The organism is Janthinobacterium sp. KBS0711, assembly GCF_000988085.1.
GTDB classification, from domain to species: domain Bacteria; phylum Pseudomonadota; class Gammaproteobacteria; order Burkholderiales; family Burkholderiaceae_D; genus Janthinobacterium; species Janthinobacterium lividum_E.
Window position 1 is genome coordinate 993,391 of sequence record NZ_LBCO01000033.1, and the last position, 16,486, is coordinate 1,009,876.

A 16,486-nucleotide genomic window follows, 5' to 3' on the forward strand; every position below is an offset into this window, starting at 1 on the left:
CAGTAACTACGCGGCGTCGGCCAGCAATTCCGGGCGCAGCGCGCGGATGCGCAGTTCCGTGAAATAGCCGCCCGCCTCGTTGTAGCGCAGGTAGTGGCGGCCGCAGTCCAGGCAGCGGGCCACCTGGCTCAGGTTCGCGGGATAGTAGCGCGGCGCGATGGGCGCATCGACGCTGTCGTAGCGCGTGCCGTGCGGGTGGTACTCGGCGAACGTTGGTTCCTCGTACGGGTCTTCGCGCAGGGTGCCGATTTCTTCGAAGCGGTCCAGCTCCAGCGAAGTGGGCAGGCGCTGCCAGGCGTCGAGCGGAACGGCGCAGCAGCTGCATTTTTTTGTCACCAGTACCGACGCGGCGGCCAGCGCGGACAAGGCGGGGAAGTCGATGAATATCATGTTCAGCCATTGCAAAGGTGCGGCCTGTGGCAACGAGCCTGGCCGCGCCCTTTCATTCTAGCGGAATGCGTCTTTCAATGTCCCATGAAGTCATTCCACTTCGGCAGCAGCACGATGCTGTTCGGATTGAGGCCCTTGTTTTTCAGGGTATCGACACTGCCCGCCACCGCCTCCTTTTTCATGTCGATGACGGTGATGCTGCCATCGCTCATGCCCGGCAGGTTGAGCAGCGCATTCTGCACGAAGGCATAGCGGCCGTCCCTGGTGAACGCCACGTGGTGCGCGCCTTCGGCTGCGGGAATCGATTTCACCAGCCGTGGCTTGCCGATGCCGCCCGTCAGGTCGAAGATATGCAGGTGGCCCGGCTTGGCCGTCGTCAGGTACAGGCGCGTGGCGCCCTTGTTGAAATACAGTTCCAGCGGCACGCCCGCTTTTTGCTCGGCAAAGTCATGCACCTGGGCCGTGTCGAAATCCTTTGTCGTCGGATTCCACGTGGCCGTCCACACGGTGCCGCCGTACATATTGGCGACATACGCGACGGGCGGATTGCTGCCCGGGACGAACAGCACTTCCACCGGCGCTTCGCCCGACGGCGACGGCTTCTTCGACAGCTTGTGCGTACCCAGCACCTTGCCCGTGCTCGTTTCCACCACGCTGATCACTTCCCCCGCATCGCCCAGGTCCGTGGGGCGGATGGTGCTCGTCAACAAGGTACGGTCGATGCCGTCGTGGACGGCCAGGCCATGCGGATATGGCGCGGGCAGCTTGACGGTGCGCCCCGGCTTGTCGTGCACGGCGTCGCCTTCCAGCATCACCTGCGAGCCCATGCAGCTCAAATACCAGCGCTTGCGGTCATCCGAAAAGACGATGTCCTCGCCCACCTGGCAGGTCGGCACCTCGATCACCTTGATCGGCAAGTCCTTGTGGCGCATGTCCATCACGCGCAGCTGCGTCTTGCCCAGCGCCGTGATGTAGGCCTTGCTCATGTCGTGGTTATAAAAAATATGGTGCGCCACCAGGTCCGGCGGCAAGGCAATGTCGCGCATGATCTTGCCGAAGTTTTTCGACTCCGGATCGACATCGATGATGGCGATGCCCTCCTTGCGCGACGGCGGCGCGACGGGGCTTTTCAGCGACTTCAATGACTCGGGCGCCTTGCTCTCGTAATTGACCATGGCGAGGATTTCAGCCGTCGCAGGCAACGCCGCCATGCATGTCACGGCCAATGCCAACATCGCTTTTTTATTTGTCATCATGTCCCCTGCCTTTCCCAAGTGTGGTCGGATCCGCGCCGATCATTCTACGGCCGCACTTTTTCAAACTGGCGTTTTTTTTCAGATGGCCAATGCTGGAAATCTTTCCTAGAATTTAAGCATGAAAAAATATTCACTCCGCCCTTCCCTTGCCGGCCTGGGCCTGGCCATTTTCCTGCTGTGCATATCGGCGCAAAGCCAGTCGCAGAGCGGCCCGGCGGCCAGCCGGCAGTTGCCGCAACAGCGTGTGGCGCTGGCCATCGCGCAGCGCAAAATCGCCGCCAAACCGCCGACGGTACGGGTCAAACAACACGACACAATCACGCTCGATTGGACTACCGACGAAATAGTCAATATCCACTTGCATGGCTACGACCAGCTGCTGAAGGTCAAGCCGGGCGAGACAAAAGCCATGCGTATCGACGCTGCGGTGCCGGGACGCTTCCCCGTGTCCGCGCACGGCTATGGCGCGGACACGGAGGGCAAGCAGCACAAGCACCACCGCGAGGCCCCCCTGATGTACCTGGAAGTGCTGCCGCGATGATGGCGCGCGCTGCCGCTGCCGGCCTGCTGGCCGCGCCAGGCATCGCCCATGCGCACGGCTTTGGCCAGCGCTACGACCTGCCCTTGCCGCTATGGCTTTATCTCACCGGCGCGGCGTTGACAGTGGCGCTGTCGTTTGCCTTCCTGGCCCTGTGGCGTCGTGGTGACACAGCGACCTACCAGGGCGATTATGCACGCCTGCTCCTGCGGCGCATCCCCGGCGCGGACGTCATCGCCTTCGCGCTGCGCCTGCTGGTACTGGCCCTGTATGTCCTGGTGATCGTGGCAGGCCTGGTGGGCGTGCAAAATCCCGTGAAAAATATCGCGCCCGCCATGGTGTGGGCCATCTGGTGGGTGGGCATGGCTTACGTGTCGGCGCTGCTTGGTGACCTGTGGGCGCTGGTCAATCCGCTCGACAGCGTGGCGCGCGCGGGGCAGCAGCTGTTTCCCCGCTGGCGCGCGCCGCTCAGCTGGCCGCGCTGGCTCGACAGATGGCCGGCCGCCATCCTGTTTTTCGGCTTTATCTGGATGGAGCTGAACTGGGAAGGCAGCGAACAGCCGGCCAGCCTGGCCTGGAGCATGCTGCTGTATTCGGCCTGCACATGGGCGGGCATGGCGCTGTTCGGCCGCGCCGCCTGGCTGCGCCATGCGGAAGTGTTCAGCGTCGTCTTCGGCCTGCTGGCGCGCTTTGCGCCCATCACCATGCGCAACGGCGCCTGCTACGTGCGCCCGTATGCGGCGGGCTTGCTGACGGTGGAACCCGTACGGCCCGCCTGCCTGGTGCTGGTGATCCTGATGCTGGCCTCCGTCAGTTTCGACGGCATGCTGGAAACGCAAACGTGGTACGACATCGTCGACGCCGTCCTCGCCGTGGCGCCGGGCGCGCTGGCCTGGATCACCACGGCCGCCCTGCTGCTGATGCCGGCCCTGTTCCTGCTGGTGTTCCTGCTGTTTTGCGCGCTGGTCGCCCGTTGCGGCGCCAGCGATGGCCAGCCGGCCCTGCCCCTGCCGCGCGTGGCCGGCCACTTCGTGCTGACCCTGGTGCCGATCGCCATCGCCTACCATTTCGCCCATTACCTGTCGTTCTTGGCGATGGCGGGCCAGTATCTGATTCCGCTGGCGTCGGACCCGCTGGGCCTGGGCTGGGACCTGTTCGGCACGAAGCTGTACTTCATCCGCCTTGGCATCGTCGACGCCAAGGTGGTGTGGTACGTGTCGCTGTTCGCCATCGTCGCCGGCCATGTGGCGGCCGTCTGGCTGGCCCACGTCTGCGCGCTGCGCCTGTACGCCAGCCGTCGCGCGGCCCTGCGCAGCCAGTATCCGATGCTGGCCCTGATGATTGCCTACACTTTGCTCAGTCTCTGGATCATCGCGCAGCCCATCGTCGGCGGCTAGCCCGTGCAAGGATCAGCTCCAGCAGCACCAGCATGGCGCCGGAAACGAGCAGCAGCGGCATCAGTGCGCACATGAGCACCGCCGCCAGCCAGGCCAGCGCGGACGGCGAACTCCAGGCGCCCGGCAGCAGCTTGGGCAAGCCCAGCGAGCCTGGCAAACGCCGCTTGAAAAACATCACCCAGCCCGACACCAGCGAGAACAGCACGCTGGCGCCAAAAACCAGCAACAAGGCCTGGTTCCACCAGCCGAATTCGCCGCGATGAAACGGGATGCCGATGGCCGTGGCCTTGCCGAACGCCGTCTGCGCTTCCCACCCCGCATAGTACAAAGGCTTGCCGCTGTAAGCGTCGAACTGCAGGTCGAAGCGCAAGGTGGGCTGGCTGCGGTCGGCCATCGTGGCGCGCCACACATCGTCCTGGCTGGCCGGCGCCGTCAGCTGCACGGCGATGGCCGGCGCATGGCTGCGCGCCACCTGCCACGCATCCTGCCAATCGAGCGGGGCGCTCTCCTCGGTTGAGTGCAAGCCGCGCGGCACGGACGGCGGCGCCTGGCCGCTGACGTCGCGCAGCGCGCGGATGCGTCCGCCCGCCTGCTGGCTCCACGTCAGCCCTGTCGTCAGGATCACGACGCTGACGATGCCAAGCGCCACGCCGAGAAAAGCATGCCACTGGCGCCAGCCATTGCGACCGCGCGCGCCCCGCTTCGGCAAGCCCGATTGCGCGCCGCGCGGCCACCACAGCACCACGCCCGTCACCAGCATTACCATCAGCCAGCTGGCGGCCAGCTCGATCATCCAGCGCCAGCCATCATTCTGCAGCAAACGCGAATGCAGCTTTTTCGCCCAGTTGCCAAAGCGCTCGCTGCTGGCCAAGCTGCCCAGCACGCGCGCATCGTAAGGGTTCACGTAGACGACGATGGCTTGCGCGGGCAGGCCAAACTTCGGCTTGGCGGGCGTGGCCGGCGCGGCATGCCCGCCATGGCCCGCATGTTCATCCTGCGCGCCACCGGGCGGCGCGAACGCCACCTGCACCGCATCGTCCTGTTGAAAAGGCGGCACCACGTTCTGCACCGTCCAGCCACGCGGGGCCGCCCGCTCCGCTGCCGCCACGGCGGCGTCCAGCGGCAGCATGGAAGCCTGCGGCGCCACATGATCGAGGTGCTGGTACAGCCTTGCCTCGATCTGCGGCGTGAACACATACAACATGCCCGTCAGGGCGGCCACCAGCGCGAATGGCGAGGCGATCAGCGCGGCCCAGAAGTGGATGCGCCAGTACAGGCTTTTGCGCCGTGCGATGAGAAAAGTTGCGTCGTCCATAGCCATCCTCACAGTCCGTTATAGGTATAGGACAGGCCCAGCATCACGCTGCGCGGCGCGCCGGGCGTGTACTGGTTCTGCGTATTGGCCGCGTAACTGCCCACACCCGAGTAACTGCTGCTGGCCGAATCGGCATAGCGCTTGTCGGCGAGGTTGCGCACCTGCGCCCACGCTTCCAGCCCGCGCGCGAGCTGATAGCTGGCGCGCGCATTCAGCAGCGCATGGCCCTTGTACTCCACCGTGTTGGCATTGTTCATCCAGTAGCGGCCCTGGTGCACGGCTTCGAGCGCGATACGCGCGCCCGCCACGGGCTTGTAGCCGATCTCGATCGACGTGATGTCGCGCGGCGCCTGCGGCATGGCGCGGCCGCTGTAGTCGAGAGTGGAGGACACCTGGTAGCGCAGGTAGCGGTGGCGCGCGATGGCCGTGGCGAAGCGCGCGTCGAACGGGCCGCTGTCGTAGTTCAGGCCCAGCTCCAGCCCTTCGCTGCGCGTGCGCCCCGCATTGCGGTTTTCGCTATTCCCCGGTGACACGGTATAGCTGACGATGGTGTCGCGCCCGTCGAGCCGGTACAGGGCTGTGTCGAGTTTCAAACGTCCCTGCAAAAAGGCCCAGCGCAGGCCCAGTTCATAGTTGTTGTAGACGGACGGCTGCAAGTCGGCGATGCCCGTCTTGCCGTACAGCTGGCTCACTTCGGGCGGCGTGAAACCCTGGCTGACGTTTGCATACGCGCTGCCCGCATGGCCGATGGCGTAGGTGGCGCCCAGCTTCGGGCTCACATGCGAAAAGCTGCGCGACTCGTCGGGCGCGCCGTAATTGGCGCTGCCGCCTGGCGCCAGCTTGTTATGGTAGTCGTAGCGGATGGCGTCCGAGCGGCCGCCCAGCACCACGCGCGTGCCGGCCAGCGGAGAGAATTCCCATTGCGCGAAGACGGCCGTGTTGAGGATGTCCGTCTGGTAGTCGCGCACGCCCTGCGGATTGGACGCATTGGCCAGGGTATAGCGCAGATAGCGGCCCGTGGCCGCATCGCGCACGATGGACAGGTTGTCGCTGACGAAGGGGTTGTCGCTCTTGTCCACGTAGACGCCAGCGACCAGGCGCGAGCGCAGCCAGGCGAACTCCTGCTGGTGCTTCACGTCCAGCCCCAGCGAATCGACGTGGTTGTTGTTGATGACGCCCTTGCACAGCAGTCCCGCGCAACTGCCGATGGAGTACGCGGGAAGCTGCCCATGGTCGTTCTTGCGCGTAAACACGGTGACGGTGCTCGTGCCATTGGCCGTCGTCGCACCCTCCCACGCCAGATTCATGCGCGTGGTCTTGTCCTTGCGGTAGCTAAACGTGTTCAGGCTCTTGCCGGGATTATTGCGGTAATCGTTCTCGAACAGGCTGCCCGTCATGGCCGCATCGAGATCCGTGTGGACGATGGTGGCGCGCAGCTGGGAGGTGGGGCTGAATGCATAGTCGGCGCGCAGCGAGAACGAATCCTTGTCGCCATAGCTGTACTCTTGCCAGTTGTCGCGCGAACGGCGCGAACTGTAGTGGGAAAAGCGCAATCCCAGTGGGCCCCAGGTATCGCTGGCGGCCGTGTCGTAACGGGTGAATCCGCCCACGTTATCGCGCCGCACGCCCACACTTGCCGTCGGTGTCGCGCTGGCGCCGGCCGTGAGGAAATTGACAGCGCCGCCGACGGCATTGCTGCCATACAGCGAGGAAGCGGCGCCCTTCACCACCTCCACACCGCTGGCGCCCGCCATGTTCATCTCGTTGAGCGAGTTATGGTTGAAGACGCCCAGCGGGCGGATGGGAATGCCGTCTTCCAGGTACTGGTAGACGGCATTCGTGCCGATGGGCTGGCGGATGCTCATGCTGTGCTGCTCGTTGCCCAGGTCGTTCCAGTACACGCCGGCGATGCGGTTGAGGATATCGCCCATGGTCTTGGGCTTGTCGCGTTCCAGGGTTTTGGCATTGACGACGCCGATCGCCTGCGGCGTCTCGGACAGCCACGCTTGCGCGCGCGAGCCGGAAACGACGACGGTGTCGATGGCGTGGTCGGCTTGGTCAGGTTGCTGCGCCTGCGCGCACGGGTAAGCCACGGTGATGGCAGCGGCCAGCACCAACAGTTTCTTGTTCATGTGATTCTCGTATAAGTGTGCGGATGCGGCGCGTCACACCGCAAGGTGGACAACGCCAGCATTGAAAATGCAAAAACTCAGGCGAGAGCGGGCGGCGCGCGCGATTGCGCCGTGGACCAGATGAACAGCGGTGCAGGTGACTGATAGTACAGGGACGGGAAAATGGCCGTGCCGCTGGCCACAAGCAGCGGCAGCACGGGGCTGGTCGGCGGCAGGCCGACGGAGCCCGCATGCGTGGAACAGAAGGCGCAATGCTCCATCTGCATGGCCTTGCCGACGGATTTCTCATCGGCGGCGCCGTCATCGGACTGGACAAGCTGGACAAAACGGATACCGGCCACCGAGCAGATTTCCGCCCAGCCGGAGCCGGACTCCTGCTTGGCGTTGGCGACGGCCTGGGAAATCGATGGCGCGAGCGCCGCCAGCAGGATCGCGAAGCAGGCGATCCAGGCGGCAAAGCGGCGCGTGAACAAGGTCATTCCCATGGCCGCATTTTACCAGCGGCCGCCGGGACTGGGTAGCGGAAAGCGGCTCAGGCGGCCGGGCAGGCGGCGTTGCCGCTATCAAAAGCGCGCACCACGCTTGCCGTATCGGCGGCGATGCGGTTCACGGCGCGGCGGTGGCCGAGCACCAGTTCATCGTAACCGGCGCCCACCTTTTCATTGGCCACCGTGCGGCAAGTGACCACCTTGTTGCTGGCCAGCTGGCGTACGCTCCAGACGGCGTCGATCAGCGCATACTGGCCCATCACCGACTCGAAACGCTGCACATTGGTGCTGATGCGGTACACGGGCAGCTTGTCCGGATATGGCGTGCGGAACACATCGATGGCGCCCAGGTCGTTCGTCACGGCCGTCGACAGGGCCTGGCCGATCTCGCCGGCCAGCGGCCCCGCCCAGCGCTGCTGCTCCAGCAATTCAATGCGGCCCGACGGCGCCGTCACAACAAACTGGTTGCGGCTCACCTGCTGCGGCACACTGACGGCCAGCACCTCGACATAGTATTTGACGGGCTTGGCCGGCTGCGCGTCGGCGCCGCCGCTGAGCGTATAGAAATGCTCGGGCTGCGGCGTGGAGCAGGCGCCCAGCAGGCTGGCCGCCAGCAGCGCGGAAATAATCGGTTTCATCATTTTTTTTCATCTCCTTTTTTACCGCGGATCAGGGACTCAGGGTGACGCTCCAGGTAATCCGACAGGGCATTGAGCGATTGCAGGGTTTGCGTCAGCTGCTGCAAGGCCTGGCGCACGTCCGACTGCAGCGGCGAATCCTTTTGCAGCACTTGTTCGGCCGTGCCGAAGGTCTGTTTCGCCGCCGTCAGGGTATCGCGCATTTCCGGCACCACCTGGCCATCGAGCTGCTTGAACAAGGTATTGGCCTGCTTGATGGTGGCGTTCAGGTTGTTGCCGATCTCCGCGTACGGCACCTGATCGAGCTTGCGGGCGATGCTGGCGATCTGCGTCTGCAATTCATCGAGGGTATTGGGCACGGTCGGCACTTCCAGCGGGTACCTGTTCGGATCGAGCGCCACCTTCGGCGCTTTCGGGAAGAAGTCGAGCGCGATGTACAACTGGCTGGTCAGCAGGTTGCCCGTGCGTAGCTGGGCGCGCAAGCCACGGCTGACCATGCGTTCGAGCAGCTGGTGGCCGGCCGAGCCTTCCTCATCGTCGACGGCGGCCTTGAAGCGCATGCCCAGGCGGGCCGGGTACAGGTTGACGGTGACGGGCATGCGGAAGTTCTTCTTCACGGGGTCGAATTCGATGCCCACCGAGCGCACCTCGCCCAGCACGATACCGCGGAAGTCCACCGTGGCGCCAGGCTGCAAGCCGCGCAGGGACTGGTCGAAATAGAACACGGTGGTAATCGCCTCGCCATCGGGCTCGCGCATGGCGCTGGCCTCGTCGGCCGCCAGGCGGTAGTTGGTGCCGGCCGGCGCCGGTTCCACGGGTTTACGGCCATGTTCCGCCTCGAAGGCGATGCCGCCCACCAGCATGGCGGCCAGCGATTGCGTATTCAATTTGAAGCCGTTCGAATCGAGGCGCACGTCGACGCCGCTGGCATGCCACCAGCGCGCATCCTTGCCGACAAACTGGTCATACGGCGCGTTCACGAAGACCGACATGGTGATGCCGTTGCCATCCTTGTCCAGCGCGAAGCTGACCACCTTGCCCACGCGCAGGCGGTGGAAGAACAGCGGCGAGCCCACGTCGACGGAGCCGAGGCTGTCCGCATGCAGGGTGTACAGCTTGCCCTTCTGGTCTCCCGCCACAGCGGGCGGGCTCTCCATGCCGATGAAGTTCTCTTTTTTGGCTTCCGACTTGCCCGTGTCAACGCCGATGTAGGCGCCCGACAGCAAGGTGCCCAGGCCCGTCACGCCGCTGGCGCCGATCTGCGGGCGCACCACCCAGAAGCGCGAATCGGCGGTGGCGAAGCGGCGCGCTTCCTTGCTCATGTCGATCGTCACGAGCACCTTGCTCAAGTCGTCGCCCAGGGTGATGGCGCGCACCTGGCCGATATCGACATCCTTGTATTTGACCTTGGTCTTGCCCGGCTCCAAGCCTTCGGCGCTCTTGAAGCTGACCGTCACCGTGGGGCCCTGGTCGAGGATGGACTTGGCGGCCAGGCCGGCGCCGATCAGCGCGGCCAGCAGCGGAATGAGCCACACCAGCGACGGCAGCCAGCGGCTGGCCGGGTCCACATCGGGTTCGGGCAGAGGCCGTGCGCCGGTTTCGGCAAGGTCGCCCGTTTCTTTGTCAGCCATGCTGTTCTCCAATCACTGTATTGTTTCCGGTATTTTCTGCACTGCTGCGTTTTTCATCCTCGGCCGCCTTGTCGTCGACGGGGTCCCAGATCAGGCGCGGGTCGAACTGCATCGCCGCCAGCATGGTCAGCACCACCACGGCGCCAAAGGCCAGCGCGCCGGGTCCGGCCGTGATCACGGCCAGCGACTTGAAGCGCACCAGCGCCACCGTCAGAGTGACGACAAAGATGTCGAGCATGGACCAGCGGCCGATGAATTCAACCATGCGGTACAAAATGGTGCGCTGGCGCGGCCGCCAGCGCGAACGCCGCTGCGCCGTGAACGCCAGCAGCGCCAGCACGCCCAGTTTCAGCATCGGCACGACCACGCTGGCAATGAAAATAATGATGGCCAGGCCCTTCGAGCCGCTGGTCCAGAACAGCACCACGCCGCTCATGATGGTGTCGTCCTGTGCGCCGAACAGCGATTGCGTCACCATCACAGGCAGCAGGTTGGCGGGAATGTAGAGGATCATGGCGGCGATCAGCAAGGCCCAGGTGCGGTTGATGCTGTCCGGTTTGCGCACGTGCAGGGCCGTGCCGCAGCGCACGCACTCCAGGTGCCTGCCCTTGCCCAGGGGCGGTGCCACCAGGCCGCAGGCATGGCAGGGAACCACCTTCTCGCCCGGAGCGAAGGCCTTGTAACGCAGGCCGGGCAGCGCCTGGCGGGTCAGGTCGTCGCCCAGGTTCCACAGGGCCTTGGGGTCGAACGAGACGACGATGGCCAGCATCAGCGTCAGCGCGCCAAACGCGAACAAGCCCGGTTGCGGCAGCACTGTGGCCAGGCTGGTCATCTTGACGACGGTGATCAGGATGCCGATCATCAACACCTCCGTCATGCCCCATTCGCGCGCCGTCTGCACGGCGCGCAGCACGCGGTTAAAACCGGGCACCTTGACGCCACAGCGCAAGCCCAGCGCCACATACAGCAGCGAACCGAGTTCGATGGCGGGAAAGAGTATGGTAAACAGGAAGACCATCGTCGCCACGATGTGCATCTGCTCGGACCACAGCACGCGGATGGAACCGAGCAAGGTGGCGCTGGAAGTCAGGCCATTGACGTCGAGTTCGACGATGGGGAAAAACTGGGCGATCAGGAAGACGAAGGCGGCGCCCAGGGTAAGCGCCACCACCTTGCTCAATTCGGCCGATGCGCCCCGCGCGTGGGCGCCCCGATACAACACCGAGCGGCAACGGATGCAGCGCGCCTTTTCGCGTGGACGCAGCGGACGTTTGCGGTACAACACGCCGCAGTCATGACAGCTAATCAGGTCGTATCGGTGCACAGTGTGAAGTTTGCCGGCGCCCGAAGCGCGACTTTCCCATGTTAATGCCAGCCATCATGACAGAGTTGGCATTTTCCTGCACTACGGCATTATTTTTTTGCACGCCCCCGTAGCAGCGCCTCCACGGCGCGGCCGATTTGCAACACTGTATCGTCGGCGCCGGCCAGGCCGCAAATGCCCAGCCCCACGGGCAGCTCGCCCTCGGCATGGCATGGCAAGGACAGCGCGCAGCCGTCGAGAAAGTTGATCACGCTGGCGTTGCGCAGCACGAGACCATTCGTGGCAAAGAAGGTGGCGTCATCCGCCTCCAGCGGCGCGACTTCCGGCGCGAGTATGGCCACGCTGGGCATCAGCCAGGCGTCGAATGGCGCCAGACGCTGCTTCGCGGTGGCGATCAGGCGCGCACGCGCATCGAGCAAATCGATGTAGTCAAACGCGCCCTGCTGCTGGCCGCGGCGAATGCGCGCCGCCACGCGCTGGTCGTACTGCGCGCCCTTCTCTTCCAGCAGCGCCCTGTGCCAGTGCCAGGCTTCCGCCGCCACCAGGCCGCCACCGCCATTGATACCCGGCAGCTCCAGCAATTCGGGGAAATCGAACTGTTCCACTTGCGCGCCCGCTTGCCGCAGCTGGTCCAGCGCCGCATCGAAAGCCTGCTGCACCTGCGGCTCTACGTGCGTACCGACGTAATCAGGGGTAAAACCGAAGCGCAAGCCTTTCAATGCTGGCGCCTGCGCGTCGATGTCATGGCCCGACAGCGCCGCGTACAGAATGGCGCAGCAGTCGACGCTGTGGGCGATGGGGCCGGCCGAATCGAGGGAGCGCGACAAGGGCACCGTGCCGGCCAGCGACACGGACGCCGCCGTTGGCTTGAAGCCCGTCAGGCCGCAAAAGGCGGACGGGATGCGGATCGAGCCGCCCGTGTCCGTGCCCAGCGCGCCGGCCGCCATGTCCAGCGCCACCGTCACGGCGCCGCCCGAGGTGGAGCCGCCCGCCACGCGCGCGCGGTCCAGCGGATTGCGCGGCGTGCCGTGATGGGGATTCAGGCCCAGGCCGGAAAACGCGAATTCGCTCATGTTGGTGCGGCCCAGCAGGACGGCGCCGGCCGCGCGCAGGCGCACCACGGCGCCCGCATCGGCCGCGGCGGGCGGGGCATCGGCCAGCGCCAGCGAGGCGGCACTGCTGGTTTGCCCTTTGACGTCGAACAGGTCCTTGATCGAGATGGGCACGCCGGCCAGCGGCGAGGCAACGATGCCAGCGGCGCGCGCCGCATCGCTGGCCCGCGCCTCCATCAGCGCCTGTTCGCCATCGAGGCTGACATAGGCATGGCCGCCCTGCGCCCGGTGCGCCTCGGCGCGCGCCAGCATCTGCTGTGTCAGTGCCACGCTGGTGATGCGGCCGGCGGCCAGGTCGGCCGCCAGTTCACGGATGGTCTTGGTCATTGTTTTATCCTTCCACGGGCAGGGTTTGCACGGCATAGCGGTGCTGCAGGCGGCGCTGCAAGGCTGGATCATACAGTTCCAGCGCGAAGGCGTCGCCATGGCCCATCTCGCCGATGATCGGTTGCGTGCCGCAGAACATGGCGCTGCCCACGGGCAGGGTCGTTTGCCCCGTGTAGCGCTGAATCAGGTCTTCCGGCGACAGCATGCGCGTCACGGGGCCATCCTGGTACAGGGCCGGCACGCCGGCGCGCTCGCGCCAGGAACGCATCTGCAGCTGGTCCCAGTGGCCGGCCACGTCCGCATGGCGCCACAAGGTATCGCCCACGGGCTTGCCGCACATCTGCTTCGATACCGTCACGCCATAGCTTTCCACCTTGCGGTCCGTGTGGTCCGAGCCGATGCCCACCAGCAGGCCGTATTCCGTGGAAAACAGCACGAATTCCGCCTCGCCCGACGAATCGCCGCCCGGCACTTCGATGGCCCCGTCGCTCGAGAGCAATGCCGCCGAGACGCGGTAAAACGTCGGCACGCTTTTCGGGCGCGCCACGCCGATGGCTTCCAGTTCGGCGATATGGTGTTCCACCATCGCAATGTCGCGGCCCGTCCAGCCGGCGATGATCAGGTGATCGATGTCGAAGGTGACGGGGCCGTGGCCTGCCAGTTGAAAATGCAATGTCGTCATGATGTTATTCCTCAAGAGGGCCGCGGCCCGTTTCGCGTGCCGCAAAAACGGCGGCGCAGGTGATCAACAAGGCCGCCGCCACGTACAGCGAGACGGCCATGGTGCTGTTGTACGAGCGGTACAGGCTGGCGATGACGAGCGGGGCGAAGCCGCCGCCGATGACGCCGGCCAGGGTGTAGGCCAGCGAGGAACCCGCATAGCGCACCTTGGTGGGAAATTGCTCGATGACGAAGGCCGCCTGCGGGCCGTACATAATGGCGTGGATGACCAGGCCCACGACGACGGCCGCGACGATGGCGGCCGGGCTGGCCGTGTCTAACAAGGTGAAGAAGGCAAACGCCCACACGAGGCCCAGGATGGCGCCCAGCGCATACACGGGACGGCGGCCGATCTTGTCAGACAGCGCGCCAAACACGGGCACCGACAGCGCATTGCAGGCCGTGCCGATCATGATGGCGGTCAGCGCCAGGGTCGACGACAGGTGCAGCACAGTCGTTACGTACGTCAGGGTGAACACCACCACCAGCGCATACAGCACGTCCGAACCGATGCGCACGCCACCGGCGATCAGCAGACGGCGCCAGTAGAGGCGCAGCACGTCGCCGATCGGCGCTTCCGCCTTCGCGTCCTGCTGGTCGAGTTCCTTGAACAGCGGGGTTTCCTCGATGCCGCTGCGTATCCACATGCCGAACGCCACCAGCAGCAGGCTGGCGATGAACGGCATGCGCCAGCCCCAGTCCATGAACGCTTCATGCGGCAGCAGGTACGTGATCAGGCCGATGCAGCCGGTCGCCAGCAAGGTGCCGAACGACGGTCCCACCTGCGTCCAAGACGCGTTGCGGCCCCGCTTGTCCGGCGCCCCGTGTTCGACGGAGATCAACACGGCGCCCGCCCATTCGCCGCCCAAGGCGATGCCCTGCACGAAACGCAGCGCCACCAGCAGGATGGGGCTCCAGATGCCGGCCGTCGCATACGTCGGCAAGAGACCCATCAGGCCCGTCGTCACGCCCATCAGCATCAGGGTCACCACCAGCACCCAGCGCCGTCCCAGCTTGTCGCCCAGGTGGCCGAAGATCACGCCGCCGATCGGGCGCGAGATATAGCCGACCGCATACGTGGAAAAGGCCAGGATGGTGCCCGTCAGCGGGTCGAACGAGGGAAAGAACAGGTGGTTGAAGATCAGCGCGGCCATGGTGTTGTAGACGGTGAAGTCATACCATTCCAGGGTCGTGCCGACCATGCTGGCCGTGGCCAGGCGGCCCGTCTTGGCCGTCGTGGCCTTCCCGTCCGGTGCCTGAGCCGCAGGATGCGCAGCGTTCGTATATGTGGTCATAGCCTACCTCTCTCGTCAGTTTTATTGCAAGCCCGGCGCAGGATGCTTTGCCCTGCGCCGTGGCCCGTGTCTCGTGTTATCGGTGCCGGCAAGATGCGCGCGGCCGTGTCAGGCAGCGCGCAGGTCCGCCTCGCGCAGTTGCCAGGACAGTTGCAGGATGGCCGCCTGTTCCGCATCCAGTTCCAGCGCCGCGCAGGCGGCATTGGCGGCCGCCATGGCGGCGCTTTCGGAGGACGCATCGATCATGAAAATCGGGTCAAGCACGCGGCCCTCCGTCCGTTCCGCCGGCAGGGGGCCGGACAGATTCGCGTCCGGTGTCAGCAGACGCGTGGCGATCACGCCGTCGATCTGCAGCAGCTTCGTTCCCAGCGTGGCCATGGCGTCCACGGCTTGCGCATCCTGGCCGATGGCTTGCGCGCCCAGGCGCAGCACTGCCAGCCAGGCGCCCGTGCCCATGCCCGTTTCCGCCTCGATGGCGCAAACCCTGCGCATGGGGTCGACCATGCGCTGCAAGTTCGTCAGCGACCATGGCGTCTGCTGGCCGAAGGCCTTGAAGTAGTCGGGCGTCTGGAAGGCGCCCAGCGACACGGTGCGGTACAGGCCCAGGTATTTGCGGGGGCCGCGCACGCTCTGGTAGCGCGTGCCGCTGACGAAGCCGGGAATGCGCACGCGCTCTTCCACGTGTTCACGGTCGTACCAGCGATTGAAATCGCGTTCGTGTTCGGGGTCGGCGCTGGTCCAGACAAACAGGATGCCTGGCAAGGTGGGGGACGTCGTCATGATGGTTCCGTTCTGCGTTATGGGTGGTGTGCCAACCCAGAATAGGTGGCACGCCATCACTTGGCAAACGGGTTATTCTGAACGCGACTGATAAGTTTTTCTTGTGGGTGGAGATGAGGCCAACAATGTTGTCGGATTACGCGCCGGGGCGCTAATCCGACCTACGCCACAGCGTCAAGCTCCGTACTCTTCCGCGAGTCCCAGGGTAAACCTGGCCGCCTCTTCGCACGCCAGCATGGCCACCAACTGGATCGCTTCCGTGGTGATGTCTTCGCTGTAGCTGATGACGATGCGCTGCGGCGCGAGGCTGCTGGTGCAGGGGATCAGGGCGATGTGGCCCTGCTCGATTTCCTCGCGCAGGGGCGCCAGCGGCAGCACGGCGATGCCGAAGCCCGCTTTCACCAGGCGCACGATGGCGGAAATCGAGCTGACGCAATGGACTCTTCCCAGTTGCACGCCCTCGTCCTGGCACAGCGCCTTCAAGGCCGAATGCGGCTGCGAACCGCGGTTCATGGTGATGATCGGATGCTGCGCCAGTTGCGCCACCGTGAACGGCACGCCCGTATCGGGCCAGTCGGCGGCCCTGCCGGCCCAGCCCATGGCGATGGCGCCGCTGCCCGCGCTGCGGATATGGTCGCCCGTCAGCATGTCCGTCTGCAGCGCGATATCGAGTTCGCCCTGCTGCAGCTGTTCGTGCAGGCGGCGCGTCGATTCCGACGTCAGCTGAATCTCGATGCCAGGATAGCGCTCCTGCACGCGCTGCAGGAACGGGATCAGCCAGGTATGCACGATGGTTTCGATGACGCCGATGCGCACTTCGCCCGTGATCAGCGCGGGCGAGGAATTGGCCGCATACATGTCGCGGCACAGTTCCAGCATGCGTTCGGCGTACACGAGCAGGTTGCGCCCGGCGAAGGTCAGGCGGATTTCACGCGCGTCGCGGTCGAACAGACGCGTGCCGAAATCCTGCTCCAGCGAGGCGATGCGGTTCGAGATGGCCGCCTGCGTGATGTGCAGCTTGTCGGCCGCCGTGCGAAAGCTGCCCAGCCGCGCAGCCCAGACAAACGCTTCGAGAAAACGGGTATTCAATGGGGGCTCTTCTTCACAGGTTGAGTGTCCGCCCCATTGTAAGCCAAAGCACCC

15 protein-coding genes are annotated in these 16,486 nt (G+C 65.2%); 2 read left to right on the forward strand and 13 right to left on the reverse strand.

The window, feature by feature from the left end:
- Window positions 1-6: 6 nt before the first annotated feature.
- Both VM94_RS22965 and VM94_RS22970 read right to left on the reverse strand, forming a co-directional pair.
- Window positions 7-390 (reverse strand): hypothetical protein, encoded by a 384-nt coding sequence (locus VM94_RS22965; protein ID WP_046685654.1) that lies wholly within the window; start codon window positions 388-390, stop codon window positions 7-9.
- 74 nt (window positions 391-464) lie between these two features.
- A complete protein-coding gene (locus VM94_RS22970) occupies window positions 465-1,646 on the reverse strand; it encodes a YncE family protein (protein ID WP_082127859.1) in 1,182 nt (393 codons plus the stop codon).
- Window positions 1,647-1,764: 118 nt separating this feature from the next.
- Between VM94_RS22970 and VM94_RS22975 the strand changes: the two genes are divergently transcribed.
- Entirely contained in the window at window positions 1,765-2,187 is a 423-nt protein-coding gene (locus VM94_RS22975) for a hypothetical protein (RefSeq protein WP_046685454.1), read from the forward strand.
- Window positions 2,184-3,581: a hypothetical protein gene (locus VM94_RS22980; protein WP_046685455.1), complete on the forward strand. Its 1,398-nt coding sequence runs from the start codon at window positions 2,184-2,186 to the stop codon at window positions 3,579-3,581. Before VM94_RS22975 ends, VM94_RS22980 begins: the two co-directional genes overlap by 4 nt.
- Here VM94_RS22980 and VM94_RS22985 read toward each other — a convergent pair.
- The 11 genes from VM94_RS22985 to VM94_RS23035 form a co-directional block, all read right to left on the reverse strand.
- A complete protein-coding gene (locus tag VM94_RS22985) occupies window positions 3,553-4,896 on the reverse strand; it encodes a PepSY-associated TM helix domain-containing protein (RefSeq protein WP_046685656.1) in 1,344 nt (447 codons plus the stop codon). The genes VM94_RS22980 and VM94_RS22985 overlap by 29 nt on opposite strands.
- 8 nt (window positions 4,897-4,904) lie before the next feature.
- Window positions 4,905-7,028, reverse strand: a complete 2,124-nt coding sequence (locus tag VM94_RS22990) for a TonB-dependent receptor family protein (protein WP_235432990.1) — start codon at window positions 7,026-7,028, stop codon at window positions 4,905-4,907.
- 77 nt (window positions 7,029-7,105) lie between these two features.
- The gene (locus tag VM94_RS22995; RefSeq protein ID WP_235432991.1) at window positions 7,106-7,513 is read right to left on the reverse strand and encodes a DUF2946 domain-containing protein; all 408 of its coding nucleotides are present in this window, start codon (window positions 7,511-7,513) and stop codon (window positions 7,106-7,108) included.
- 47 nt (window positions 7,514-7,560) lie between these two features.
- A complete protein-coding gene (locus VM94_RS23000) occupies window positions 7,561-8,157 on the reverse strand; it encodes a PqiC family protein (RefSeq protein WP_052755896.1) in 597 nt (198 codons plus the stop codon).
- Entirely contained in the window at window positions 8,154-9,785 is a 1,632-nt protein-coding gene (locus tag VM94_RS23005; RefSeq protein ID WP_046685457.1) for a PqiB family protein, read from the reverse strand. The genes VM94_RS23000 and VM94_RS23005 overlap by 4 nt, the downstream gene beginning before the upstream one ends.
- Window positions 9,778-11,070, reverse strand: coding sequence for a paraquat-inducible protein A (locus VM94_RS23010; protein ID WP_409929560.1), 1,293 nt, complete (start codon window positions 11,068-11,070; stop codon window positions 9,778-9,780). The genes VM94_RS23005 and VM94_RS23010 overlap by 8 nt, the downstream gene beginning before the upstream one ends.
- A gap of 128 nt (window positions 11,071-11,198) precedes the next feature.
- Window positions 11,199-12,548 (reverse strand): amidase, encoded by a 1,350-nt coding sequence (locus VM94_RS23015; protein ID WP_046685459.1) that lies wholly within the window; start codon window positions 12,546-12,548, stop codon window positions 11,199-11,201.
- A 4-nt stretch (window positions 12,549-12,552) separates the two neighbouring features.
- Window positions 12,553-13,230, reverse strand: a complete 678-nt coding sequence (locus tag VM94_RS23020; RefSeq protein ID WP_046685460.1) for a DUF2848 domain-containing protein — start codon at window positions 13,228-13,230, stop codon at window positions 12,553-12,555.
- Between the two features lie 4 nt (window positions 13,231-13,234).
- The gene (locus VM94_RS23025; RefSeq protein ID WP_046685461.1) at window positions 13,235-14,563 is read right to left on the reverse strand and encodes an MFS transporter; all 1,329 of its coding nucleotides are present in this window, start codon (window positions 14,561-14,563) and stop codon (window positions 13,235-13,237) included.
- A gap of 108 nt (window positions 14,564-14,671) precedes the next feature.
- Window positions 14,672-15,343, reverse strand: a complete 672-nt coding sequence (locus VM94_RS23030; protein ID WP_046685462.1) for a DUF4286 family protein — start codon at window positions 15,341-15,343, stop codon at window positions 14,672-14,674.
- Window positions 15,344-15,517: 174 nt separating this feature from the next.
- A complete protein-coding gene (locus VM94_RS23035) occupies window positions 15,518-16,432 on the reverse strand; it encodes a LysR family transcriptional regulator (protein ID WP_046685463.1) in 915 nt (304 codons plus the stop codon).
- Window positions 16,433-16,486: the final 54 nt, after the last annotated feature.